Origin of the sequence: Rhizobium sp. GCM10022189, from assembly GCF_042656325.1 — a bacterium.
Lineage (GTDB): Bacteria > Pseudomonadota > Alphaproteobacteria > Rhizobiales > Rhizobiaceae > Rhizobium.
On sequence record NZ_JBHSOR010000049.1, the window covers coordinates 863,196 to 885,595 of the forward strand.

At 62.7% G+C, this 22,400-nt stretch carries 21 protein-coding genes and 1 tRNA gene; 19 read left to right on the plus strand and 3 right to left on the minus strand.

Annotation, left to right across the window (positions count from 1 at the left end; all coding sequences use genetic code 11):
- Position 1: 1 nt before the first annotated feature.
- Entirely contained in the window at positions 2–409 is a 408-nt protein-coding gene (locus tag ACFPWW_RS25360) for a BA14K family protein (RefSeq protein ID WP_112565114.1), read from the minus strand.
- 166 nt (positions 410–575) lie between these two features.
- On the opposite strand from ACFPWW_RS25360, the gene ACFPWW_RS25365 reads away from it, so the two are divergent.
- From ACFPWW_RS25365 to ACFPWW_RS25410, 10 genes are all read left to right on the plus strand, one after another.
- Positions 576–660: transfer RNA gene (locus ACFPWW_RS25365), tRNA-Leu, on the plus strand.
- Positions 661–772: 112 nt separating this feature from the next.
- A complete protein-coding gene (locus ACFPWW_RS25370; RefSeq protein ID WP_377313742.1) occupies positions 773–925 on the plus strand; it encodes a hypothetical protein in 153 nt (50 codons plus the stop codon).
- 320 nt (positions 926–1,245) lie between these two features.
- Positions 1,246–2,019 carry a glucose-1-phosphate cytidylyltransferase gene (rfbF, locus tag ACFPWW_RS25375; RefSeq protein WP_112565673.1) on the plus strand — a complete coding sequence of 258 codons (774 nt, stop codon included), beginning with the start codon at positions 1,246–1,248 and terminating at the stop codon, positions 2,017–2,019.
- Positions 2,010–3,074: a CDP-glucose 4,6-dehydratase gene (gene rfbG / locus ACFPWW_RS25380; protein ID WP_377313851.1), complete on the plus strand. Its 1,065-nt coding sequence runs from the start codon at positions 2,010–2,012 to the stop codon at positions 3,072–3,074. The genes rfbF and rfbG overlap by 10 nt, the downstream gene beginning before the upstream one ends.
- The gene (locus ACFPWW_RS25385; protein ID WP_377313744.1) at positions 3,071–4,306 is read left to right on the plus strand and encodes a methyltransferase domain-containing protein; all 1,236 of its coding nucleotides are present in this window, start codon (positions 3,071–3,073) and stop codon (positions 4,304–4,306) included. The genes rfbG and ACFPWW_RS25385 overlap by 4 nt, the downstream gene beginning before the upstream one ends.
- Complete coding sequence (gene rfbC, locus ACFPWW_RS25390) at positions 4,303–4,854, plus strand: dTDP-4-dehydrorhamnose 3,5-epimerase (RefSeq protein ID WP_112565108.1); 552 nt, start codon at positions 4,303–4,305, stop codon at positions 4,852–4,854. The genes ACFPWW_RS25385 and rfbC overlap by 4 nt, the downstream gene beginning before the upstream one ends.
- A complete protein-coding gene (locus tag ACFPWW_RS25395) occupies positions 4,842–6,089 on the plus strand; it encodes a glycosyltransferase family 2 protein (RefSeq protein WP_112565105.1) in 1,248 nt (415 codons plus the stop codon). The genes rfbC and ACFPWW_RS25395 overlap by 13 nt, the downstream gene beginning before the upstream one ends.
- Before the next feature lie 30 nt (positions 6,090–6,119).
- Complete coding sequence (locus tag ACFPWW_RS25400; RefSeq protein WP_112565103.1) at positions 6,120–6,611, plus strand: acyltransferase; 492 nt, start codon at positions 6,120–6,122, stop codon at positions 6,609–6,611.
- On the plus strand, positions 6,612–7,448 hold the full coding sequence (locus ACFPWW_RS25405; RefSeq protein ID WP_377313747.1) for an NAD-dependent epimerase/dehydratase family protein: 837 nt from the start codon (positions 6,612–6,614) through the stop codon (positions 7,446–7,448). It begins immediately after the preceding gene.
- A gap of 10 nt (positions 7,449–7,458) precedes the next feature.
- On the plus strand, positions 7,459–8,112 hold the full coding sequence (locus ACFPWW_RS25410) for a hypothetical protein (protein ID WP_377313749.1): 654 nt from the start codon (positions 7,459–7,461) through the stop codon (positions 8,110–8,112).
- A 21-nt stretch (positions 8,113–8,133) separates the two neighbouring features.
- Here ACFPWW_RS25410 and ACFPWW_RS25415 read toward each other — a convergent pair whose 3' ends face one another.
- Both ACFPWW_RS25415 and ACFPWW_RS25420 read right to left on the minus strand, forming a co-directional pair.
- Positions 8,134–8,460 (minus strand): hypothetical protein, encoded by a 327-nt coding sequence (locus ACFPWW_RS25415; RefSeq protein ID WP_112565667.1) that lies wholly within the window; start codon positions 8,458–8,460, stop codon positions 8,134–8,136.
- A 69-nt stretch (positions 8,461–8,529) separates the two neighbouring features.
- Positions 8,530–10,146 carry a GumC family protein gene (locus tag ACFPWW_RS25420; protein ID WP_377313751.1) on the minus strand — a complete coding sequence of 539 codons (1,617 nt, stop codon included), beginning with the start codon at positions 10,144–10,146 and terminating at the stop codon, positions 8,530–8,532.
- Positions 10,147–10,274: 128 nt separating this feature from the next.
- Between ACFPWW_RS25420 and ACFPWW_RS25425 the strand changes: the two genes are divergently transcribed.
- The 9 genes from ACFPWW_RS25425 to ACFPWW_RS25465 all read left to right on the plus strand — a co-directional run bounded on the left by ACFPWW_RS25425 (position 10,275) and on the right by ACFPWW_RS25465 (position 22,395).
- Positions 10,275–11,330, plus strand: a complete 1,056-nt coding sequence (locus tag ACFPWW_RS25425; protein WP_377313753.1) for a glycoside hydrolase family 5 protein — start codon at positions 10,275–10,277, stop codon at positions 11,328–11,330.
- 1 nt (position 11,331) lies between these two features.
- Complete coding sequence (locus ACFPWW_RS25430) at positions 11,332–12,603, plus strand: hypothetical protein (protein WP_112705706.1); 1,272 nt, start codon at positions 11,332–11,334, stop codon at positions 12,601–12,603.
- Positions 12,604–12,658: 55 nt separating this feature from the next.
- On the plus strand, positions 12,659–13,684 hold the full coding sequence (locus ACFPWW_RS25435) for an acyltransferase family protein (RefSeq protein WP_377313755.1): 1,026 nt from the start codon (positions 12,659–12,661) through the stop codon (positions 13,682–13,684).
- A gap of 202 nt (positions 13,685–13,886) precedes the next feature.
- Positions 13,887–14,771: a formyltetrahydrofolate deformylase gene (gene purU, locus ACFPWW_RS25440; RefSeq protein ID WP_112565093.1), complete on the plus strand. Its 885-nt coding sequence runs from the start codon at positions 13,887–13,889 to the stop codon at positions 14,769–14,771.
- Positions 14,772–14,988: 217 nt separating this feature from the next.
- Positions 14,989–17,916, plus strand: coding sequence for an aminotransferase (locus ACFPWW_RS25445; protein ID WP_377313757.1), 2,928 nt, complete (start codon positions 14,989–14,991; stop codon positions 17,914–17,916).
- 519 nt (positions 17,917–18,435) lie between these two features.
- Positions 18,436–18,630 (plus strand): hypothetical protein, encoded by a 195-nt coding sequence (locus tag ACFPWW_RS25450; protein ID WP_112565089.1) that lies wholly within the window; start codon positions 18,436–18,438, stop codon positions 18,628–18,630.
- 141 nt (positions 18,631–18,771) lie between these two features.
- Positions 18,772–19,767 carry a P1 family peptidase gene (locus tag ACFPWW_RS25455; RefSeq protein ID WP_112754103.1) on the plus strand — a complete coding sequence of 332 codons (996 nt, stop codon included), beginning with the start codon at positions 18,772–18,774 and terminating at the stop codon, positions 19,765–19,767.
- A gap of 44 nt (positions 19,768–19,811) precedes the next feature.
- Complete coding sequence (locus ACFPWW_RS25460) at positions 19,812–20,732, plus strand: LysR family transcriptional regulator (RefSeq protein ID WP_377313759.1); 921 nt, start codon at positions 19,812–19,814, stop codon at positions 20,730–20,732.
- A gap of 148 nt (positions 20,733–20,880) precedes the next feature.
- The gene (locus ACFPWW_RS25465) at positions 20,881–22,395 is read left to right on the plus strand and encodes an ABC transporter substrate-binding protein (protein WP_112565083.1); all 1,515 of its coding nucleotides are present in this window, start codon (positions 20,881–20,883) and stop codon (positions 22,393–22,395) included.
- The last annotated feature ends 5 nt before the right edge of the window (positions 22,396–22,400 follow it).

The window sequence follows — 22,400 nt, forward strand, 5'->3', positions numbered from 1 at the left end:
CTCAACGATAGGGCGAACGGCAGGTCTTGTAGATGCCTTCGAAGGTCAGGAAACGATCCGTGCGCGGATTGTAGGACCGGTATTCATTGCGGCACCATTCCACATGGCGGGCCTGGTTCTCCGCCGAGGGCTGCACGCGCTGCAGCGGCGGCGGATCGTAGGTCAGCCTCGGCGGCAAGGTTCCCGGCGGCTGATAGTATTTCGGGCCGGCGGCATTCGGCGGGCGGAAATTCGGCTGGACATAGGCCGGGCGGTGCCATTGCTGCGGACCGAAACCGAAGCAGCCTCGATAGTCGCAAATCGTCGATTGCGTATTGACAGGCCCAAGCGACGGCGAGGCGGCACTGGCGCCGGCCAGCGGCACCGCGGCGAGCAGGCCGGCAAGGAGAACGGGGCGAAGGTCGAACATGGCACGTTCCTTTCCACTATCCCTATATAGGTGGAAAATCGCGCTGCGCCATCCACCGGCCAGCGGGGAGCGAGCGCGGCCTCATGAAGCTTTTTCACAGACTGTCAGGAAAACTTCAAAAACCCTGTTGACAGTAAAGAGCCACCCCCTTACATGGCTCTCCGTCGCCCAGATGGCGGAATTGGTAGACGCGCAGGTTTCAGGTACCTGTGCCGCGAGGCGTGGAGGTTCGAGTCCTCTTCTGGGCACCATTTCCTTTCTCGAAAGAGCTTGTTCTTCAATAGCTTCTGTCGAGAGCCGCCCCGGAGCGGGCTGCTTCAGAATCGCCACATTAATGCCAACTTGCTCCATTTCGATGGCTCCATGCGGATTCAGGTCTACATCATCGCTTTTCTTCTGAGCGCCATCATGTGGGGCGTGACCTTTGATGCTGCGCGCAACGCCTATCGGGCCGCGCATACGGCCGGCCTGATGCCCAACCTGCATATCCAGAAGAAGATCGACCGGATCCTTTGAATTCCGCGTTCCCCGAGAACGCTTTTCTTACCCCTAAAAAATCATAGGCGCACGACGCGGACACGCGGCGTTGCCAAACAGCAAGCAATTCCAAGACACTATCGACAAGCCGCCCTGCCGGGCCGGCGATGAGCGGCCGGCCGGCGGCTGTTTTCTCGCGGCCTGAAGCAAGCCTCGCACAAGAACGAAATCGGATACCGGCTTCACGATGAAGTGACTGCCGTGCCGCTCCTTGGAGATCGTTGCCCGCATACCGGACATATTTGCAAGGCGATGCCGGCGGCCGTGAATTTTATTCGAGAGCTTGGAGTTCGCTTGAAATGAAAGTCGTAATTCTGGCGGGTGGTCTTGGTTCGCGCCTCGCCGAAGAGACCAGCGTGCGGCCCAAGCCCCTGGTCGAGATCGGCGAAAAGCCGATCCTCTGGCATATCATGAACATATACGCCCATCACGGCCTGAAGGACTTCATCATCTGTGCCGGCTACAAGGGCTATATGCTGAAGGAATATTTCGTAAACCTGTTCCTGCACCACAGCGACATCACGGTCGACCTTGCGACCAACGCGATCGAATACCACAAGAGTTCCAAGCCGGACTGGCGCGTGACGGTCGTCGATACCGGCACGAACTCCATGACCGGCGGCCGCCTCAAGCGCGTGCGCAATCACCTCAATCCCGACGAGCCTTTCTGCATGACCTATGGCGACGGTGTCGGCAATATCGACATCGCCTCGGAAATCGCCTTCCACCGCAGCCACGGACTTAAGGCAACCATGTGCGCGGTAACGCCGCCCGGCCGCTTCGGCGCCACCAATATCGAAGACGACGTGGTCACCGCCTTTATCGAGAAGCCGAAGGGCGACGGTCAGCGCGTCAATGGCGGCTTCTTCGTGCTCGATCCTTCCGTCATCGATCTCATCGAGGGCGACGACACTATCTGGGAAGCTGGCCCGCTGGAATGGCTGGCGGCGAACAAGCAGCTGGCCGCCTTCCGCCACAACGGCTTCTGGCAGCCGATGGATACGCTTCGCGAGCGCCAGCAGCTCGAAGAACTCTGGAGTTCCGGAAAGGCGCCGTGGAAAATATGGGCCTGACGAATTTCTGGAATGGCAGGCGTGTGTTCCTGACGGGGCACACGGGGTTCAAGGGATCCTGGCTCTCGCTGTGGCTGGAGAAGCTCGGGGCGGAGGTGACGGCGATTTCGCTGCAGCCCGAGACCGATCCCTCTCTCTATGTCCGGCTTTCGCCCTGGAACGGGCAGAACCACCATATCGCCGATATCCGCGATACGGCCGCGTTCAAGCAGATTCTCGTCGATAGCGAGCCCGAGATCGTCATCCACATGGCAGCGCAGGCGCTTGTGCGGCGCTCCTACGAAAGCCCTTCGGAAACCTTTGCCACCAATGTCACGGGGACAGCCAACGTCCTCGATGCGGTGCGCGAGGCGGCCTCGGTCAAGACGGTGATCGTCGTCACGTCCGACAAGGTCTATGCGAACAACGGCAGCGGCATCCCCTTCGTCGAAACGGATACGCTCGGCGGCAAGGATCCCTATTCCAATTCGAAAGCCTGCACGGAACTCGTCGTGCAGAGCTACCGCGACAGTTTCTTCAAGGATCGTGACATCCGGGTCGCGACGGTGCGCGCCGGCAATGTCATCGGCGGCGGCGACTGGTCCAAGGACCGGCTGATTCCGGATTTCATCCGCGCCTTCGAGAGCAGCCAACCGATCCAGCTCCGCTACCCGCAGGCGATCCGCCCCTGGCAGCATGTGCTGGAACCGCTCGGCGGCTATCTGGCCTTCGCCGAGGCCCTGACGCTTTCGGACGGCGGTGAACTGCCCGATGCGCTCAATTTCGGGCCGGACCCGCAAAGCTTCGCCACGGTTTCGAAACTTGCCGAAGCGCTCGGCCTTGCCCATGGCGTCAACGACGTCTGGGAGCAGGCACCGGGCAAGCACCTGCCGGAAGCGCCGGCACTGACGCTGAGCTCCGCCTTAGCCCTTTCCGCCCTTGGCTGGCGCCCGCGCCTCAGCCTGCAGCAGACAATCGACTGGACCGCCGCCTGGTACAAGGCCAACCGCGAGGGCGCCGACATGCGCGCCTTCTCGCTCAGCCAGATCGCGGCCTATGAGGAAGCAAGATCATGACAGCGCATAATTGCCGGTTCTGCGGCGCTCCCCTGAAGCACAGTTTCGTGGACCTCGGCTCGACGCCGCTTGCCAACGCCTATCTGACGCCGGAGCAGCTCAGGCAGCCGGAACCCTCCTATCCGCTGCGCGCCTTCGTCTGCTCCGAATGCTGGCTGGTGCAGGCCGACGCCTTCGTGCCGCCGGAAGACATCTTCAGCCACTACGCCTATTTCTCCTCCTATAGCGACAGCTGGGTGGAACATGCCCGCCAGTTCACGATCATGGCGCGCCAGCGCTTCGGCCTGAACGAGACGTCGCAGGTCATCGAAGTGGCGAGCAACGACGGCTACCTGCTCAAGCATTTCGTCGCCGCCGGCGTGCCGGTGCTCGGCATCGAGCCCGCCGAAAACGTCGCCGATGTGGCGCGCCAGGCCGGCGTGCCGACGGAGGCGCGCTTCTTCGGCAAGGAGACCGCCGCCGACCTCGTTTCCCGCGGCCTTGCCGCCGATATCGTCATCGGCAACAACGTGCTGGCGCATGTTCCCGACATCAACGATTTCGTCGGCGGGCTCTCGGCCGTGCTGAAGCCGGATGGGGTTGTCAGCGTCGAATTTCCGCATCTCTTGCGGCTGATCGAGAACATCCAGTTCGACACCGTCTATCACGAACATTTCTACTATCTGTCGCTGCTCGCCGTCGAAAAGGTCTTTGCCGCCCACGGCCTGAGGGTTTTCGACGTGGAAGAGCTGCCGACGCATGGCGGCAGCCTGCGCGTGCTGGCCTGCCGCACCGGGTCCACCGCCCATCCCCTCTGCCCCGGCGTCGCCAAGGTGCGCGCCGACGAGGCGGCCGCCGGCTTCGACCGGGTCGCAACCTACGAAGCCTTCCAGAGCCGTGTCGCGCCGATCAAGGACGGTCTGCTTGCCTTCCTCAAGCAGGCCAAGCGCGAGGGCAAGACGGTCGCGGCCTACGGCGCCGCCGCCAAGGGCAACACGCTCCTGAATTTCTGCGGCGTCGGCACCGATCTCATCGCCTATGTCGTCGATCGCAATCCGCACAAGCAGGGGCATTTCCTGCCGGGCAGCAAACTGCCGATCCACGCGCCCGAGAAGCTCGACGAGACGAAGCCGGACTACGTCCTCATCCTGCCGTGGAACATCAAGAACGAGGTCGTGGCGGCCAATAGCAGGGTCGGTGCCTGGGGCGGGCGCTTCGCCGTCGCCGTGCCGGAACTGACGGTGATCGGATGAGGTTCCTCCCGACCGCGGTCTCGGGCGCCTTCGTCGTCGAAGTCGATGCCTATTGCGACGAGCGCGGCATGTTCGCGCGGACTTTCGATGCCAGGAGCTTTGCCGACCATGGTCTCGCGCCCGTCTACCCGCAGTGCAACGTCTCGCAGAGCCACAAGCGCGGCACCTTGCGCGGCATGCATTACCAGGCCCACCCACGGCCGGAGAACAAGCTGGTGCGCGCCACGCGCGGCAGGGTCTTCGACGTCGCGCTCGACCTGCGGCGCGATTCGCCGACCTACCTGAAATCGGCCGCCGTCGAACTCGACGCGGAAAAACACAACGCCTTCTACATCCCGGCCGGCTGCGCACACGGCTTCCTGACGCTCGAAGACGATTGCCGCCTCTTCTACCAGATGTCGGAGGTCTATGTGCCGGAACTCACGCGCGGAGTTCGCTGGAACGACCCGGCATTTTCCATCCAGTGGCCCTTCGAACCCGTCATCATGAACGATCGCGACGCCACCTACGACCTTTACGACAGCGGAGAAAAATCGTGGACGCCATAAAACTCAGCATCTGCCTGCCCACATTCAATCGCGCTGTGTTCCTGGACAAGGCGCTACGCTATTTCGTCACCGACTACAAAATTCCCTACAAGTACGAGATCGTCATCTCGGACAACGCCTCGACAGACAATACGCGCGAAGTCGTGGACCGCTATATCGAAAAGGGACTGCCGATCCGCTACTTCCGCCGCGAGGAGAACCTCGGCTACGAGCCGAACCTCTCCAGCGCCTTCCGCCACGCGCGCGGCGAGTACAATATCTATCTGGCCGACGACGACATGCTGATCATCGGCGGCATCGTCAATACGATCAAATATCTCGACGCCAATCCCGACGTCACCGCCTGCTACGCCCCGTGGTATCTGCATGACGAAGTGCAGAAGGTGGACCAGACCCTGTTCTACGACGTGAAGGCGGACACGAAATACGAGCGGCGCAACTTCCTCGGGGTCTTCGCCTTCCTGGTCGAGAGCCACGTGTTTCCGGAAATCGGCATCTATCGCGCATCGGCCCTGCGTTCGGCCTGGGTGCCGCGCTATTTCTCCTATTGGGCCTTCTCGCATCTCGCCCACTATCTCGACCAGGGCGCCATCGCCTTCCGCAAGACGCCCTTCTATCGGGCGGTGACGGTATCGACCATTCCGCGCGACCGTCCGCAGGCCGGCAATGACGAACTGCTGACGGCCTGGGACCGCTATCGCGGCGGCCTGGAATATATGGTCAATCTCGGCGTCAAGCGCGGCAAGCTGCCTTTCGACCAGCAGTCCGTTGTCCAGTACGAGGCCATGATCAAGCACTTCACCTTCAACCGGATGGCGGTCGCCCTGCGCTTCTGGTTCGCCAAGAAGGAATATCTGAAGTCATACGAGCTTTATTCGCGGCTCTGCTTTGCCGGTTTCGGCAACCATCCGGACGTGGCCGGCGTAAGGGGCCAGCTGCCGCTGATGGCGGCGGTGCAGACCCTGGCCTGGGCGACGAATTCGGCCGCGGAAGTCAACCGGCTCGTTCTTCACGGCATGACCGACCCGGCATCGATCGAGGGATTGCTGCGGGAACTGGGGCTGCGGGCCAATATCGAAGTCGTCCACAATGCCGGCGATATGCCGGACGGCGCCGCCGAGCGGGCCGCGGTCTTCGTCGCCAACAAGGCGGATCGGGATATCTACCTGAAGCAGGGCTATCCACAGAACCTCGTCTTCTGCGAAGAGGATCTCATCGAGCCGCTGGCGATGTGATCGCACCGATCTGCCCGACGAGGAAATCTCATGCCTTTGATCGCTGATCCGACGAGCCGCATTTCGCCTCTGGCCGATATCGAGGAGAGCCAGCGGGGAACCCGCTATGTCATCGGCGCCGGCTCGGTGCTCGACAGTTTCGTCAAGATCAAGCCTGCCGGCGGCAGCGGCGAGCTGCTGATCGGCGAGCGCGTCGTCATCAATTCCGGCTGCGTCCTCTACACGGGAAACGGCATCACCATCGGCGACGATTGCGCGATCGCCGCCAATTGCGTCTTTGCCCCCGTCAATCACGAATATAGCCGGCGGGACATGCTGATCCGCGACCAGCGGTTCAAACCTTCGCGCGGCGGAATCGTGATCGGCAAGGATGTCTGGATCGGCGCCGGATGCGTGCTTCTCGACGGCGCCGTGGTGGAGGATGGAGCGGTGATCGGCGCCATGTCGCTCGTGCGCGGCCGTGTCGAGGCCTATTCGATCAATATCGGCACGCCGTTGCGGCAGATCGGCTGGAGACAGTGAATGGGCGCTGAGAGCAATACCGCCACGATCATCGGCGCCGGCGGTTTTATCGGGCAGGCCCTGACGCGGCGCCTGCAGGCCATGGGCTGGACCTGCCGGTTGCCCTCACGGGACACGGGCTGGCCCCAGCATGGCGTTTCGCACGGCCATATCTTCTATTGCGCCGGGTTGACCGCCGATTTCGCCCGGCGGCCGGCCGATACGATCGAAGCGCATGCGAGCCTCGTCTCCCACGTGCTGCAATCGGAGGCCTACGATTCGCTCGTCTACCTGTCGTCCACGCGGCTCTACGACGGACTTGCCCCCGGCAGCCGGGCGTTCGAAGACCTTTCCTTTTCGGTCTCGCCACGCGAGCCGCGCCATCTCTACGACCTCTCGAAACTGATGGGCGAAGCCGCATGCCTGGCGCTCGGGCCGGGACGGGCGCGCATCGCGCGGCTCGCCTCCGTCTATGACGATCACGGCAGCGACAACGGCTTTCTGCCGCAGCTTCTGACCAGGATTGCCGCGACCGCACGCGGCGAGGAAATCCGGCTTGCCTCCTCGCCGGCCTTCTCGCGCGATTACGTGCATATGGATGATGTCGTGGACGGCCTCATCCATATCGCCGTCTCCGGCAAGGCCGATATCTACAACGTCGCTTCCGGCCGAAATCTCCGGAACGACGCCCTGGCCGCTCTCATCGGGGAAACGAGCGGACGCCATATCCGTTTCGATTCCGAGACTGTCCCTGCCGCTCCGCCCGATATCGACGTGACGCGCATGGCGGCGGAATTCGGCTGGCGGCCGGGCTCCGTGGCCGACAAACTTTCACCAATCCTGTCCGCACTCGACTGAAGGAACGAAAATGGAGATCCTCAATCTGGAAGCGAGCAGGCTTGCGGCCTATTGCTGCGAGCAGATCCGCAGGCTTATCCCTTTCGGCGACGAAACCGAATTCGGCCTTGTCGAGAAACACCTGCCTGAAGCGCTGCGAAGGCTCGACCATTGCATCTCGAATGTCGCCGTCTGGAAAGCCGGCCGGTTCGACATTCTGCATTCGTCGCAATATTGCATTTTTCTCTATTATCTCGCCAATACGATCTGGAAACACGAAAAGGCCGCGGCGCTCTGCACCAAGCTGTTCCTGCTGAACAAGCAGCTGAACGCGATCGACCTGTTCTACGAGATCGAGATGCCGGAGGTTTTCTTCATCGGCCATTCGGTCGGGATCGTGCTCGCCAAGGCGACCTACGGCAACCACCTCGTGCTCTATCAGAACTCCACCGTCGGCAAGAACCACGGCGTTGCCCCGGTCATCGAGGATGGCGTCATCCTCTATCCCAACACCGCGGTGATCGGCGGCAGCCTGGTGCGGGAGCGCAGCATCATCTCGCAGGGCGTCAGCGTCATCAATCGCGAGACGGAGCGCGGGAAGATCGTCTATCAGGGACCGGAAAACAGGCTCGCCTTCCGCGACAGCAAGCGAGACATCCTCTCCGACTTCTTCCGCAACGTCTGACCGGAAGGACCCCTGCCGCTTTCAGCGCACCGGCTGGTAGTGGCCGCGCAGCGGCACGCGGCTGTCCATGGTCACGAAGCCGTCCCGCTCGCAGACATACATCAGGGTCGGCATGCCGCCGGAGCGGAAGATCTGGTCGAAGCGGCGGCGGACCTGGACCGTTTCGGTATGGCAGTCGTAGGATTCTTCCACCTTCTTGTCCGGCTGCGCCTTTACGCCGGGAAGATCCTTATAGGGATAGAGCGGCTGTACCGCCTGCCTGCCAGAACTCTGCCAGTCGATGGCGGAAGCGGGCGCAGCCGAGGCGCCGGCAACAAGCGACAGCAGAAGAACCGCGACGATGCGCATGACAACCTCTTTCGCGGGCATCTTCACCTGGCGCCCGTCTCCACGATGTAGGAAGATCGACGGCCGCCATCAAGCGGAGGCAGGCACGGGCTTGCGGAAATAGCTTCTGACGGTCGGATGGGAAAAGAGGCCGGCCAGGATGGCGAAGCCCGCACCGACGGCAAAACCGGCGAGCAAACCGCCGATCAGGCCGGCGACCATGATGATCTTCTTGCTCGGTCCATCCGCCTTGACGGGAACTTCAGCAGGCGAAACGACGCGGATATTGCTCTGGGCGAGGTTCTGTTCCTCGCTGGTCTCGCCGGAACGTTTCAGCACGGCCTCGTAAAGCTCACGCGCCGCGGTCGCCTTGCGCTGCAGTTCGTTCAGCTGCACCTGCTTGTCCGAGGTCGTGGCCTGCAGCGCTTTCTGCACCGCCAGTTCCTTGGCGATATCGTCTTCGGCTTTCTTGGCCTGTTCGTATTCGGCCCTTGCCGAGGTCGCGACCCGCTGCAATTCGCCCTTGATTTCCGCCCCGATGCTGTCGAGCGAAGAGCGCGCGGCCTGAAGGCGCGGATGGCGCGACCCCATCTGGCTCTGCAGGCTGCCGACGACGGCGGCCTGGGCGGCATATTGCTGCCGCAGGCTGACGAGCGGCGACGTGCCCGCCGCACCATCCGTCTGGCTGCCGGCGACGACGTCCTCGACCCGCAGGTTCGCAGCCGCATCGGCGCGCGCCTTGGCCTGAATGGTCTTTTCCTGGGCGGTGACGAGCAGCGTGTTCAGGGACGAAAGGCGCTGGTCGGAAATCAGGTTGCCTTCGGTGGCCGCCATGTCGTTGTCGGCGCGGAAGGTTTCTACCGCCTGTTCCGCCTCCTGCACCTTGGCGCGCAGATCGTCGAGGCGACCGTCGAGCGCCGACGAGGTGGTCTCGTAGAGGCCGCTCGACGCGCTGCTTTCCTCCTGCATGAAGGAGGTAACGACCTGGTTTGCAAGCTTTGCGGACTTTTCCGGATCGTGCGTGGTCGCGGCAAGCGAGACGACGTAGGTATTGTTCTCGCGCGTGATCAGCAGCGCCTTCTGAAGAGTGCCGATGATGGCCGCGCCATCCGTCCTGCCGCCGGTAAATTCCGGGTCCTGGTCAAGCTTCATGGCGTCAGCCACGCGACGCAATACGTTGCCCGAAGTCAGCAGCTGAACCTGGCTGTCGATCAGCGTCGAGACCATTTCCGGCGAGACGGTCGCGTTTTGCGCGCCGCCGTCGGCAAGACCGATCTGGCGCGGATCGAAATAGAGGGCGGCGACGGCGGTGAACTTCTGCGGGATACGAGGCGCGATCACCGCGCCGGCGGCCGCGCCGAGGAGGCAGAGACCGGCAACAACGAGGCGCCTGCTCCAGACGGCGGCAACCGCCGACCTGATGTCGAGCAACGGTCCGGCGGCATCCACCGCCTGCCCGACCACAGGTTCAGGTGCCGCCGGCGGTTCGGAGACAGGCGGAATATCCGGGCGTTGCGGCTCGAAAGGCCTGCTTTGCGTCGCTACCGGGCGAACCGGAAGGGGGTCCGGAGGTGGCGGCGGAGGGACGAAATCGGTCGGCCGGATGATCGGGCTGCGCGCACGCGCGCCTTCAGGCGCAGGCTGAGACGACTCATAACTGCGCCAGGCAGGCAAGCGGCTCACCCTGTTCCCGTCATACTGATTCATAACACCGCATCCGCCCGGCGAGAAAGGATGGCCGAGACGCAGCGACTTTAGAAATTCTTAGCTAACGGACCGTTAAGATGCCGGGCATCGAAGCCGACGTGGCGATCTGCCGCGACCCGAGGATAGCCATGAAACGGAAAAGACTGCTGCACAGGCTGCTGGCTGGCGCCGTCATGGGCATATCGTCCGCCACCCATGCCGCTGACGCGCCGCTTTGCTATTACGGCGTCAACCTCTCCGGCGCCGAATATGGCGAGCGCGGCGGGCTCTACGGCACGAATTACACCTATCCTTCGCAAGAGACGATCGGCTATTTCGCCGGGAAGGGCATGACGATCATCCGCCTGCCCTTCCGCTGGGAGCGGCTGCAGCCGACGCTTGGCGCGCGGCTCGACGATGACGAACTGCAGCGCCTGAAGGATACGGTGGCACTGGTGCGCAGGCACAAGATGAGCGTGCTGCTCGATCCGCACAATTTCGGCTATTACGACAAGGATCAGGTCGGCAAGCCGCCGGCGACGAACGCGGCCTTTGCCGATTTCTGGGCGCGGCTTTCCGTCGAATTCGCCAATCAGGACGGCGTCCTCTTCGGGCTGATGAACGAGCCGCACGACATTCCCGCAACCGATTGGCTGAAAGCCGCCAATGCCGCGATCCGCGGCATCAGGGCGGTCGGGGCGCGCAATCTCATCCTGGTTCCCGGCACGGCCTGGAGCGGAGCGGCAAGCTGGCAGACGGACGTGATCGGCGGCGCCAACGGAAGCGTCATGCTCGGCGTGCATGATCCGCTCGATTTCTACGCCTACGAGTTCCATCAGTATCTCGATGCCGATTCCTCCGGCACGCACGATACCTGCGAAGGCGCAAAGGCGGCGACCGACGCCATCGCCAATGTGACCGCCTGGCTGAAGACGAACGGCAAACGCGGCTTTCTCGGCGAATTCGGCGCGTCGGCGAACGCGGACTGCCTCGACGGCCTGAAGGCGATGCTGACCACCATGTCGGACAACAGCGATGCGTGGATCGGCTTTTCCTACTGGGCGGCCGGAGAATGGTGGCCGCCCACCGAACCGTTCAACGTGCAGCCGCGCGACACGCCCGAGCGCCCCCAGATGCGTCTGCTCGAGCAGATGGTGCCCAAACCGGCTGCCGCCTGCACGGCGGTGAAGCCCTCGGGACAGTGACATGGCGGCAATCGGCGAGACAGGCACGAGATTGCAGACGATGGCCGAAACCGCGAGCGCGGCTTCGCGTCTCGATTACCCGATCCTGATCCTCGGGCTGCTTTCCGTTCTCTACAACGGCATCCTGGCCTTCATAAACCATAACGTCACGCCGCTTTCGATGACGCATGTGGCGGCGAGCGAAGGCCTGATCATGGCGAGCGCCATCGTCTACATCCTGCACAAGGGGATCTACGAGGAGGACCTTGCGGCCTTCCTGTTCATGCTCTTCACGCTGATCGTGACGATCTATGTCAGTGCGCTCAACCGCATGGCCTTTATCGACCATTTCCGCAACGTGCTGATCATCTTCTGCTTCACCGGGCTTGGAGGCTGGTGCAACGAGCGGACGCTGAAGCTGATCTTCCGGGTGGCCTGTTTCATGGTGCTGCTGTTCCTGATCTTCGAGATCATCAGCGTGCCCTTCTATGTCAGCATCGTGCACCCTTCGGACTATTTCGCCAATACGCGCGGGCTGAAGCCGCTCAGCTTCAACACGACCGGCCTGTTCCAGAACGCGCTCGGCTTTCCCGGCCGCTTTTCCTTCGGCATCATCGACCACCGTTCGTCATCGATCTTCCTGGAGCAGGTATCGCTTGCCAATTTCTGCGGCGTGATCGCGATCTACCTGATTTCGATGTGGGACCGGCTGACGCGGATCGACCGGACGCTTTCCATCGCAACCGCATTGCTGATCCTGACCACGAACGACACGCGCACGATGCTGATCTTCTCCATCTGCTGCATCGGCGGCTATTTCGTCTTTCCGAAAATCCCCAAGGTTCTCAATCTGGCGCTGATGCCGCTCATCGTTTTCGCCGGTTTCCTCGTCTACATGAAGGACCCGACCGCGATCGGCGACAATTTCACCGGGCGCATCAATCTGACGATGAAGAAGCTGATGGATCTCGATCCGCTGGCGGTTCTCGGGCTTTCGGTCGATAAGGTCGCCGAATTCGCCGATAGCGGCTATGTCTATCTCGTCTACGGCGCGACGATCTTCGGCGTCATCGCCTTCTGGCTCTTCGTCTGCCTGTTTCCGGCAGGCACGAGTGCGGCGCAACGGCGCTGCGCCCATTCACTTTCTCTTTTCATTTTTCTGAATATGATGATCGGGGGAACGGCGATCTTCTCGATGAAAATCGCCGGCCTCCTCTGGCTTGTCATCGGGTTCATGCGTTTCCGCGACACGCCACGCATCCGGCAGGGTCGTCCGGCAAATGTAGTGAGTTGACGAAGCGGTCTGCCCGAAGGGCGGTCTGCGGGAGCCCGTGGGAGCAAGACGTCAGATGCTTGTCCAGCTGCAATATCTGCGCGCCATCGCGGCGTTGCTGGTCGTCTATTTCCACGCGATCCTGCAGCTTGCCAAGGTCAATCCGGCCATCGACGCGACCGCGTTCACCTATGGCGAAACGGGCGTCGATATCTTCTTCGTGCTCAGCGGTTTCGTGATGTGGCTGACGACCAGCGGACGCGCCACGACGCCGGTCGATTTCGCCCGCAAGCGCATCAGAAGGATCGTGCCGCTCTACTGGCTGGCGACGCTGTTTTCGGCACTTGTCGCACTTGTCGCGCCGTCGCTTTTGAAATCGACCGCCTTCGACCTGCCGCATCTCATGGCCTCGATGCTGTTCCTGCCATGGATCAACCCGGTCGATACGACAATGATCGTGCCCGTCATCGTGCCCGGCTGGACGCTGAACTACGAGATGTTTTTCTATTTCGTCTTTGCGCTGCTGCTGCCGATCCGCGAGGACTATCGGCTGCCGGCGCTCTTCGGGGCCTTTCTGGCCATCCTGATCGTCTGCCATCTGCTGCCGGAAACGACCGCCACCAAATTTTACGGGGAACCGATCATCCTCGAATTCCTGGCCGGCGCAGCACTCGGCTGGCTCTACGGCCAGAAGCTTCTGCTGCCGCCGCGCTGGGCCTGGGTTCTGCTTGCCGTCGCCTTCGTCTTCCTGTTCGTCAACGAGGCTTTGGTGCGGCCCGAGGACCGTTATTATGGCTGGGGCATACCGGCACTCTTCATCGTCTACAGCGCCATCTCCATCGACTTCTCGAAGCTGCCCATCGTTGGCTGGCTCAACTATCTCGGCAACGCCTCCTACGAGATCTATATCACCCATGCCTTCACGCTGGCTTTCCTCCGGATCGTCGCCAACCGCTTCCCGATCGGCGCGCTTCAGCAGCCCGTCGTCTTCGTGATCCTGTGCCTCGTGCTCTCCTGCATCGTGGGCGCGATCATCCACGAAATCGTCACGCCGCGCAGGAAAGTCCGGATTGCCAGCCGGCCGGCCGCCGACCTTGGATGAGCGGAAGGCGAGGACGAGACTTCGAACGGCGCAGGCAGAACGGAATTGCGCGCAGCCTGTCATAAGCTTGCGGCCATGAAAGCAAATGCGGCAGGCATGAAAGTTCGGCTTGCAATTTATTGCAGAAATGAAAGCTTGCCGGCCTGTTCGTGACCGGGGCTTTCATTTAAGCACGATGGCGGCCGCAAGGAGGGAAGAGGGCATGACGGACTATGTATTGACGGTAAGCTGCAAGTCGACACGCGGCGTGGTGGCGGCCATTTCCACCTATCTCGCCGAAAAGGGCTGCAACATCATCGACAGCTCGCAGTTCGACGATCTCGATACCGGCAAGTTCTTCATGCGCGTCAGCTTCATTTCCGAAGAGGGTGCGACGCTTGCGGAAATCCGCGAGGGCTTCAAGCCTATCTACGAGAGATTCGGCATGGATGCGCAGGTGCACGACGGCAGCGAGCGCATGAAGGTGCTGCTGATGGTCTCGCGCTTCGGCCATTGTCTCAACGACCTGCTCTACCGCTGGAAGATCGGGGCGCTGCCGATCGATATCGTCGGCGTCGTCTCCAACCATTTCGACTACCAGAAGGTCGTCGTCAATCACGACATTCCCTTCCACCACATCAAGGTGACGAAGGAGAACAAGCCGCAGGCCGAAGCCCAGCTCATGGACCTTGTGGAGCAGACCGGAACCGAACTTGTCGTGCTTGCCCGCTACATGCAGGTTCTGTCGGATGCGATGTGCCGGAAGATGTCGGGCCGCATCATCAACATCCACCATTCCTTCCTGCCGAGCTTCAAGGGCGCCAACCCCTACAAGCAGGCCTACGAGCGCGGCGTGAAGCTCATTGGCGCCACGGCGCATTATGTGACGGCCGATCTGGACGAAGGCCCGATCATCGAGCAGGACACGGCGCGCATCACCCATGCGCAGAGCGCCGAGGATTATGTCTCGATCGGCCGCGACGTCGAAAGCCAGGTGCTGGCGCGCGCCATCCATGCGCATATCCACCGCCGCGTCTTCCTCAACGGCAACCGCACGATCGTCTTCCCGGCAAGCCCCGGAAGCTACGCCTCCGAGCGCATGGGTTGAGGCAGGCGACGCATTCGCTCCAAATCCGCGGCCAGAGCGCCGTGCGTCCGTTCGGACGCACAAGGGACGCTCCAACTCTTTTGACCTGCACATCAGGCTTTGCGAAAATCGATTGCGGTTTTCGGGCCGATGTTGTCGCGCAATCTTCCGTTGCCTGTCGGCAAGTGCTTGATTATCTGTTTTAATAGGTAATCGAATCATGCCGCGGAGGGGTGCCATGACCGAGGAAGCGCTTGTTGACCGCATGGCGCTTCCGCGCCCCGATGTTACCGCTTCCGAAGCCGCGGACATCCTGCTTTCTCACTACGGGCTTTCCGGCACGCTGTCCGAACTCGGCAGCCAGCAGGACCGCAACTACCGGCTGGACACGGAAGACGGCCGCTACGTGCTGAAGATCTGCCATGCCGCCTACCGGACCGAAGAGCTCGAAGCGCAGAATGCGGCGATCCATCATTTGCGCGCCAAGGCGGATGCGCCGCGCGTTCCAAACGTGATGTCCTCCACCGACGGGCGGGAGATCGTTTCCGTCAGCGTGCGGGAGCAGGCCTATCAGGTTCGCCTGCTGGAATATCTCGATGGCGAAGGCCTGACACAGCGTGCCTATCTGGCGCCCGCTTCGGTCGCAGCGCTCGGCGCGCTCTGCGCGCGGCTGGCGGCGGCCCTTGCCGATTTTACCCATCCTGGACTCGACCGCAGCCTGCAATGGGACCTGCGCCGCGCCGGACCGGTGGCCGTGCAGCTGCTTTCCTCCATTACCGACAGCGCGGCCCGCGACAGGATCGCCAAGACGATGGTCATGGCGGTGCGCCGCATCCAGCCGCTTGCGCCGGCGCTGCGGCTCCAGGCGGTTCATCACGACGTAACGGGCGACAATGTCGTCAGCCACCCCGATGCGCACGGCCGACCCGTCCCCGACGGGGTGATCGACTTCGGCGACATCATTCGGGGCTGGCTGGTCGGCGACCTTGCCGTGACCTGCGCCTCGCTGCTGCATCAGGCCGATGGCGATCCGTTTAACATCCTGCCGGCGGTGAAGGCCTATCACGAAATCTATCCGCTGAGCGAGGACGAGCTGAAGGCGCTCTGGCCGCTCATCGTGGCGCGCGCCGTCATTCTCGTCGCGAGCGGCGAGCAGCAGATCGCGATCGATCCCGACAACGACTATGTCAGGGGAAACCTGGAGGGCGAACGGCGGATCTTCGATACGGCAATGTCGGTGCCGTTCGAACTGATGGAGGCGGCGATCCTGAAGGCGGCCGGTTTCGATATTGCCGGCGTCGATACGGCGGACTGGCAGCCGCTCCTGCCGGAAATCGATCCGGCCTCCATCGCCTATGTCGATCTTGGCGTGCAGAGCCCGCATTTTTCCGGCGGCAACTGGCTGGCGAGCGACATGGACTGGCGGCTTCTGGCCCGCGCGGCGGCGGAAACGGGGATCGCGGCGACGCGCTACGGCGAATATCGCCTGTCCCGCGCCGGCCTGCACCACGCAAAAGCCCAGGCGACCTATGCCCTGCACATGGATATCTGCCTTGCCGCAGGCAGCACCGTTGCCGCGCCCTTTGCCGGCCGGATCACCTGGTACGACCAGCATCTGGTGCTCACGGGCGCCGATATGAAGCTGCATGTCGACGGTATCGCACTTTCGGTCGAGGACGGCAGCGAGGTCGCGGCCGGCGAGCGGCTCGGCACGGTCTCCGGCGAGACATCCTCGCTCGGCGGCTTGCGCCTGCAACTCTGCAGCGTCGCCGGATTCGAGCCGCCACTCTTTGCCACACCGCAGCAGGCCGGGGCCTGGTCCGCGCTCTGCCCCTCGCCTTCGGCGCTGTTCGGGCCGGGCGCCGATGCGCCGAAACCCGAAACGGCGACGCTTCTGGAACGGCGGCAGGCGCATTTCGCAAGCCCGCAGAAGAACTATTACGCAGATCCGCCGCAGATCGAGCGCGGCTGGAAGGAGCATCTTTTCGATGTCGAGGGGCGCGCCTATCTCGACATGGTCAACAATGTCACGATCCTCGGCCACGGGCATCCGCGCATGGCGGAAGCGATCGGCCAGCAATGGCTGCTGTTGAATACCAATTCGCGCTTCCACTACGCCGCCGTCGCGGAATTCTCCGAGAGCCTGGCGTCGCTGGCGCCCGACGGCATGGATGCCGTGTTCCTGGTCAACAGCGGCTCGGAAGCCAACGACCTGGCGCTGCGGCTTGCCTGGGCACATAGCGGCCATCGCAACATGCTCTGCCTGCTGGAGGCCTATCACGGCTGGTCGGTGGCAAGCGACGCGGTCTCCACCTCCATCGCCGACAATCCGCGGGCTTTGACGACGCGGCCGGACTGGGTTCACCCCGTCGTTGCGCCCAATACCTATCGCGGCCAGTTCCGCGGGCCGGAATCGACGGCGGACTATCTCGCCGCTCTCAGCCCGGTGCTGGAGGCCATCGACGCCAAAGGCGAGGGGCTCGCCGGTTTCATCGCCGAATCGGTCTACGGCAATGCCGGCGGCATTCCGTTGCCCGACGGTTATCTGGCGGAGGTCTACCGGCAGGTGCGCGAGCGCGGCGGCCTCTGCATCGCCGACGAGGTACAGGTCGGCTACGGGCGGCTCGGCCATTATTTCTGGGGCTTCGAGCAGCAGGGCGTCGTGCCCGATATCATCACCATCGCCAAAGGCATGGGCGACGGCCACCCGCTCGGCGCCGTCATCACGACGAAGGAGATCGCCGCTTCGCTGGAGAAGGAAGGCACCTTCTTTTCCTCCGCCGGCGGCAGCCCCGTCAGCTGCGTTGCCGGCATGACCGTTCTCGACGTGATGGCCGAGGAGCGGCTGCAGGACAACGCGCGCGAGGTTGGCGACCATCTGAAGGCGCGGCTGGCGGCCCTCATCGACGCCTACCCGATCGTCGGCGCCGTTCACGGCATCGGCCTCTATCTCGGCCTCGAATTCGTGCGCGACAGAGTGACGCTGGAGCCGGCGACCGAGGAGACGGCGGCGATCTGCGACCGGCTCCTAGAACTCGGCATAATCATGCAGCCGACCGGCGATCACCTGAACGTGCTGAAGATCAAGCCGCCGCTCTGCCTTAGCGAACAAAGCGCCGATTTCTTCGTCGACACGCTGGAAAAGGTGCTTCGGGAAGGCTGGTAGGCGGGGCTTGCGCCGTTAATCCTTTCGGTCTTTTCGAGGCTTTCCGATTTTTAACGAAATGCACCATTGCCGGAATCGGATCGGCTTCCTATGTCTGCTTCGGCGATGTCGAAGTGTCTCGATCCGTCACATTGATTGCACGAAGGCGTGATAGGATTCTTCCTGTAAATTGAAATGTGATGGAATGAAATTTTTCGGATCGTCGAGATTTTGACACGTTTCGGAATATGTTTCTTACAGGCCATCGGCTATTCTCTACTAAGTTAGTAGATAATAAGATGGTCCCTAACCGGTCCCGGGCTCTACCGGGACCAAACAAGTGCAACGCCAACGCAAGGAACGAGACATGATTGATTTCGAAATTCTCGCCGTACTGCCTGGGCGATCTGTGCTTGGCAATGACCGTCCGGGCGCCCTCTCCCGCCCGAACTGTCGAATGTGACGTTCGTCCCCCTTTCAACGGTACCAGACAAGTCAATTCGCCATAGCCAGCGCACCCGCGCGGCAGGAGTTCTATGCATGAAAAAAGAAGTCATCGAATATGCAGGCGTCCCGGTCGGGATCGTCGTTCCGGATGAAGACCGGCTGAAATTCATCGCCGTCAAATTCCATGTCCATGATCTCGACGAGCAGCATTTCAGCTCGCCCGCCGAGGTGAAGCTGGCCATACACGACCTGATGACCCGCCGGCACCCGAAGCCCATCCATGCCTGACGCGGAACGCGGCTTCGAGACCAATAAGGGATTTCCGACCGGCCCGGCAAAACGGGCCGGTCTTGTTTTTTCGCCCATCTTGTCTTTTGGAGGCATTTGATCTCCTATCGGCGCGCTTCCCTTCAAGACTGGAGCCAGCGCTTGTCCGATCTTCTCAATCTGCTCACCGATATCGAAGGTGTCTCCGTCGGCCACGCGAGCGACCTTTCGCTTGGCTCCGGCGTTACCGCCATCCTCTTCGACGAGCCGGCGATTGCGTCCGGCAGCGTGCTTGGCGGCGCGCCGGGCGGACGCGATACAGCACTGCTCGACCCATCCATGGTGGTCGATGCCGTCGATGCCTTCGTGCTCTCGGGCGGCTCGGCCTTCGGTCTCGACGCGGCAGGCGGCGTGCAGGCGGGATTGCGGGAAATGGGGCGCGGGTTCCAGCTCGGCCCGGTGCGTATCCCGATCGTGCCGCAAGCGATCCTGATGGACCTCCTGAACGGCGGCGACAAGGACTGGGGCCTGCACTCGCCCTATCGCGACATGGGCTACGACGCCGTGAAGGCCGCCCGCAAGGGCGCCTTCGATCTCGGCACCGTCGGTGCCGGCACGGGTGCGACGACCGCGACCTTCAAGGGCGGGCTCGGCTCGGCAAGCGCCGTCAGCAGCGCCGGGCACCGAATCGCGGCCATCGCCGCGGTCAACGCCGTCGGCTCGGCGACGATCGGCGAAGGCCCGCATTTCTGGGCCGCCCCCTTCGAACAGGACGGCGAGTTTGGCGGCTTCGGCATGCCCGACCAGGCGGACCACCGCCTGCGGCTGAAGGGTGTGAAGACCACCGCCACGACGATCGGCGCCGTCGTCACCGACGCAACGCTCATCAAGGCCGAGGCGCACCGGCTCTCCATCGCCGCACATGACGGGCTGGCGCGCGCCGTGCTGCCCGCCCACCTGCCGCTCGACGGCGATACGATTTTTGCGGCCTCCACGGGGCGGCAGAAGCGCAACGATATGGCAAGCCTGATGGAATTGTGCCATCTGGCCGGGATCGTCATGGCGCGGGCGATCGCGCGCGGCGTCTACGAGGCGACGGCGCTTCCTGTGCCGGGTGCCCTGCCTGCCTGGCGCGACCGCTATGCGGCCATGCGCTAATTGCCTAGACTAGGTCAAAACAGCCTGACGGCGGAGAGCGGTACATGCAGATTCGGGCGCTGATGTATTTCGACGAGCTGGTGCGAACCAACTCCATGCGCCAGGCAGCCGAAAACCTGAATGTCGCGCCGACGGCCATCAGCCGGCAGATCGAAAACCTCGAATACCATTTCGGTGCCCTGCTCGTGGAACGCAGCGCCCGCGGCGTCAAGCTGACGGCAGCGGGCGAGCTGCTGGCGGCGCGCGCCGGGCGGACGCTGCGCGAACTCGACCATGTGCAGCAGCTGATCGAGGACCTGAAAGGCCTGCAGCGCGGCCGTGTCAGCATCTACGCCAACGGCGCGACCGTCGCCAACCTGCTTGCGCCCGCACTGGCCGAATTCAGCTTGAAATATCCGAAGCTGCGCTTTGCCGTGACGATCACCAGTGCGCGCGCCGCCGTCGAAGCCGTCAACAGCGCGGAGGCCGACATTGCGGTGACGCTGTTTGCGCCGCCGATATCCGGCACCAAGGTGCGGCTGCGCTCGGAGATCACCTATGATCTCATCACGGCGCCGGGCCATCCGGCAGCGATACGCGCGGATATCGCGCTGAAAGAACTGGCCGACTACGCGCTGGCGCTGCCCGACCAATCCTTCGGCTTCCGCCAGGCCTTCGACGCACTATTCGAGAAGGAAGGGCTGAGCCTCGATCCGGTCTTCGTAACGAGTTCGCTCGAGATGCTGAAGGAACTGGTCCTCAGCGGTGCGGCCGTGACGCTGCTTCCGGCGCTGACCGTCCGCCGCGAGATCGAAGCCGGGCAGCTCCTGGCCATTCCGCTTGCCGGCAAGAGCGGCATTCGCACGCATGTGGATCTGTGCGTCGCGCCCGACCGGCAGCTTTCCTTTGCCGCCACCAAGCTGCTCGATTTTATCGAGCGCTTCATGCGCGAGCGGGCAAACGGCAGGGCCGGCGGCAAAGAGTAAAGTCCCCGGGCTTGCATTGCGCCAGGAATTGCTGTGTAGCTTTTTCGGCTACACTGAGCACACAAAATCGTCATTGTGTGTGCACTGGCATAGTGTCACTCTACGCGCAAAAGGGCCGCCGAGCAGCGGATCCGGACAGGGGAACAGGATGATCAAGCTATCGCTCGCCGTGAGGCGTCTTTCCATGGGCGCCGCGCTTTCCGCCGGCATCGCGATGCTGGCGCTGACGCCGGCGCAGGCCGCCAAGACCAGCCTCAGTCTCGGCATGAGCGTCGAGCCGGCCGGCCTCGACCCGACGATCGCCGCCCCCGTCGCCATCGGCCAGGTCACGTGGCAGAACATTTTCGAAGGCCTTGTCAGCATCGATGAGACCGGCAAGATACGGCCGCAGCTCGCCAGGAGCTGGGAGATTTCCCCTGACGGGCTGACCTATACGTTCAAGCTGCAGGCCGGCGTGACGTTCCACGACGGCGAAGCCTTCGATTCGGCTGCCGCCAAGTTCGCCCTCGACCGTGCCCGCGGCAAGGATTCCGTCAATCCGCAGAAGCGTTTCTTTGCCTCCATCGCCTCGATAGACACGCCTGACGCCGAGACGCTGGTGCTGCATCTGTCCGCGCCGACCGGCAGCCTGATCTACTGGCTCGGCTGGCCGGCTTCCGTCATGGTCGGACCGAAATCGGCCGACAACGACAAGACGACGCCCGTCGGCACCGGCCCGTTCAAATTCTCGGCCTGGGCCAAGGGCGACCATGTGGAACTCGTCAGGAATCCCGACTACTGGAACAAGGACGGCGCGGCCAAGCTCGACAAAGTCACCTTCCGTTTCATCAGCGATCCGCAGGCACAGGCAGCGGCGCTGAAATCCGGCGATCTCGACGCCTTTCCGGAATTCGCGGCACCGGAACTGATGAGCTCGTTCGACGGCGACGCGCGCCTGACGACCCGGATCGGCAATACCGAGCTCAAGGTCGTGGCCGGCATGAACAATGCCCGCAAGCCTTTCGACGACAAACGCGTGCGCCAGGCGCTGATGATGGCGATCGACCGCCAGACCGTGATCGACGGCGCCTGGTCCGGCCTCGGCACGGCGATCGGCAGCCACTACACGCCGAACGATCCGGGCTACCAGGACATGACGGGTGTGCTGCCCTACAATGTCGAAAAGGCGAAGGCCCTGCTTGCGGAGGCCGGCTATCCGAACGGCTTCACCTTCACGATCAAATCGCCGCAGATGGCCTATGCGCCGCGCAGCGCGCAGGTAATGCAGGCGATGTTGGCCGAAATCGGCGTGACGATGAATATCGAACCGACGGAATTCCCGGCGAAATGGGTGAAGGATGTCATGACGAGCCGCGACTACGACATGACCATCGTTGCCCATGCCGAACCGATGGACATCGATATCTATTCGCGCGATCCCTATTACTTCAACTACAAGAACCCCGTCTTCAACGACCTGATGAAGAAGGTGCAGGAGACCACCGATCCGTCCGCGCAGGCGAAGATCTACGGCGAGGCGCAGAAGATCCTGGCCGAGGACGTGCCGGCGCTCTACCTTTTCGTCATGCCCAAGCTCGGCGTCTGGGACAAGAAGCTGAAGGGCCTGTGGGAGAACGAGCCGATCCCGTCGAACGTTCTCAGCAACGTTTCCTGGGAAGAGTAGAGATC

Excerpts from the sequence above, each read along its gene's own strand:
- ACFPWW_RS25360 (WP_112565114.1), bottom strand. The coding sequence starts at position 409 with ATGTTCGACCTTCGCCCCGTTCTCCTTGCCGGCCTGCTCGCCGCGGTG.
- rfbG (WP_377313851.1), top strand. The coding sequence starts at position 2,010 with ATGGGCCTGACGAATTTCTGGAATGGCAGGCGTGTGTTCCTGACGGGG.
- ACFPWW_RS25415 (WP_112565667.1), bottom strand. The coding sequence starts at position 8,460 with ATGCGCATCGTCGCGGTTCTTCTGCTGTCGCTTGTTGCCGGCGCCTCG.
- ACFPWW_RS25385 (WP_377313744.1), top strand. The coding sequence starts at position 3,071 with ATGACAGCGCATAATTGCCGGTTCTGCGGCGCTCCCCTGAAGCACAGT.
- ACFPWW_RS25420 (WP_377313751.1), bottom strand. The coding sequence starts at position 10,146 with ATGAATCAGTATGACGGGAACAGGGTGAGCCGCTTGCCTGCCTGGCGC.
- ACFPWW_RS25400 (WP_112565103.1), top strand. The coding sequence starts at position 6,120 with ATGCCTTTGATCGCTGATCCGACGAGCCGCATTTCGCCTCTGGCCGAT.
- ACFPWW_RS25425 (WP_377313753.1), top strand. The coding sequence starts at position 10,275 with ATGAAACGGAAAAGACTGCTGCACAGGCTGCTGGCTGGCGCCGTCATG.
- ACFPWW_RS25370 (WP_377313742.1), top strand. The coding sequence starts at position 773 with ATGCGGATTCAGGTCTACATCATCGCTTTTCTTCTGAGCGCCATCATG.
- ACFPWW_RS25465 (WP_112565083.1), top strand. The coding sequence starts at position 20,881 with ATGATCAAGCTATCGCTCGCCGTGAGGCGTCTTTCCATGGGCGCCGCG.
- rfbC (WP_112565108.1), top strand. The coding sequence starts at position 4,303 with ATGAGGTTCCTCCCGACCGCGGTCTCGGGCGCCTTCGTCGTCGAAGTC.
- ACFPWW_RS25405 (WP_377313747.1), top strand. The coding sequence starts at position 6,612 with ATGGGCGCTGAGAGCAATACCGCCACGATCATCGGCGCCGGCGGTTTT.
- purU (WP_112565093.1), top strand. The coding sequence starts at position 13,887 with ATGACGGACTATGTATTGACGGTAAGCTGCAAGTCGACACGCGGCGTG.
- ACFPWW_RS25430 (WP_112705706.1), top strand. The coding sequence starts at position 11,332 with ATGGCGGCAATCGGCGAGACAGGCACGAGATTGCAGACGATGGCCGAA.
- rfbF (WP_112565673.1), top strand. The coding sequence starts at position 1,246 with ATGAAAGTCGTAATTCTGGCGGGTGGTCTTGGTTCGCGCCTCGCCGAA.
- ACFPWW_RS25435 (WP_377313755.1), top strand. The coding sequence starts at position 12,659 with ATGCTTGTCCAGCTGCAATATCTGCGCGCCATCGCGGCGTTGCTGGTC.
- ACFPWW_RS25445 (WP_377313757.1), top strand. The coding sequence starts at position 14,989 with ATGACCGAGGAAGCGCTTGTTGACCGCATGGCGCTTCCGCGCCCCGAT.
- ACFPWW_RS25410 (WP_377313749.1), top strand. The coding sequence starts at position 7,459 with ATGGAGATCCTCAATCTGGAAGCGAGCAGGCTTGCGGCCTATTGCTGC.
- ACFPWW_RS25450 (WP_112565089.1), top strand. The coding sequence starts at position 18,436 with ATGAAAAAAGAAGTCATCGAATATGCAGGCGTCCCGGTCGGGATCGTC.
- ACFPWW_RS25460 (WP_377313759.1), top strand. The coding sequence starts at position 19,812 with ATGCAGATTCGGGCGCTGATGTATTTCGACGAGCTGGTGCGAACCAAC.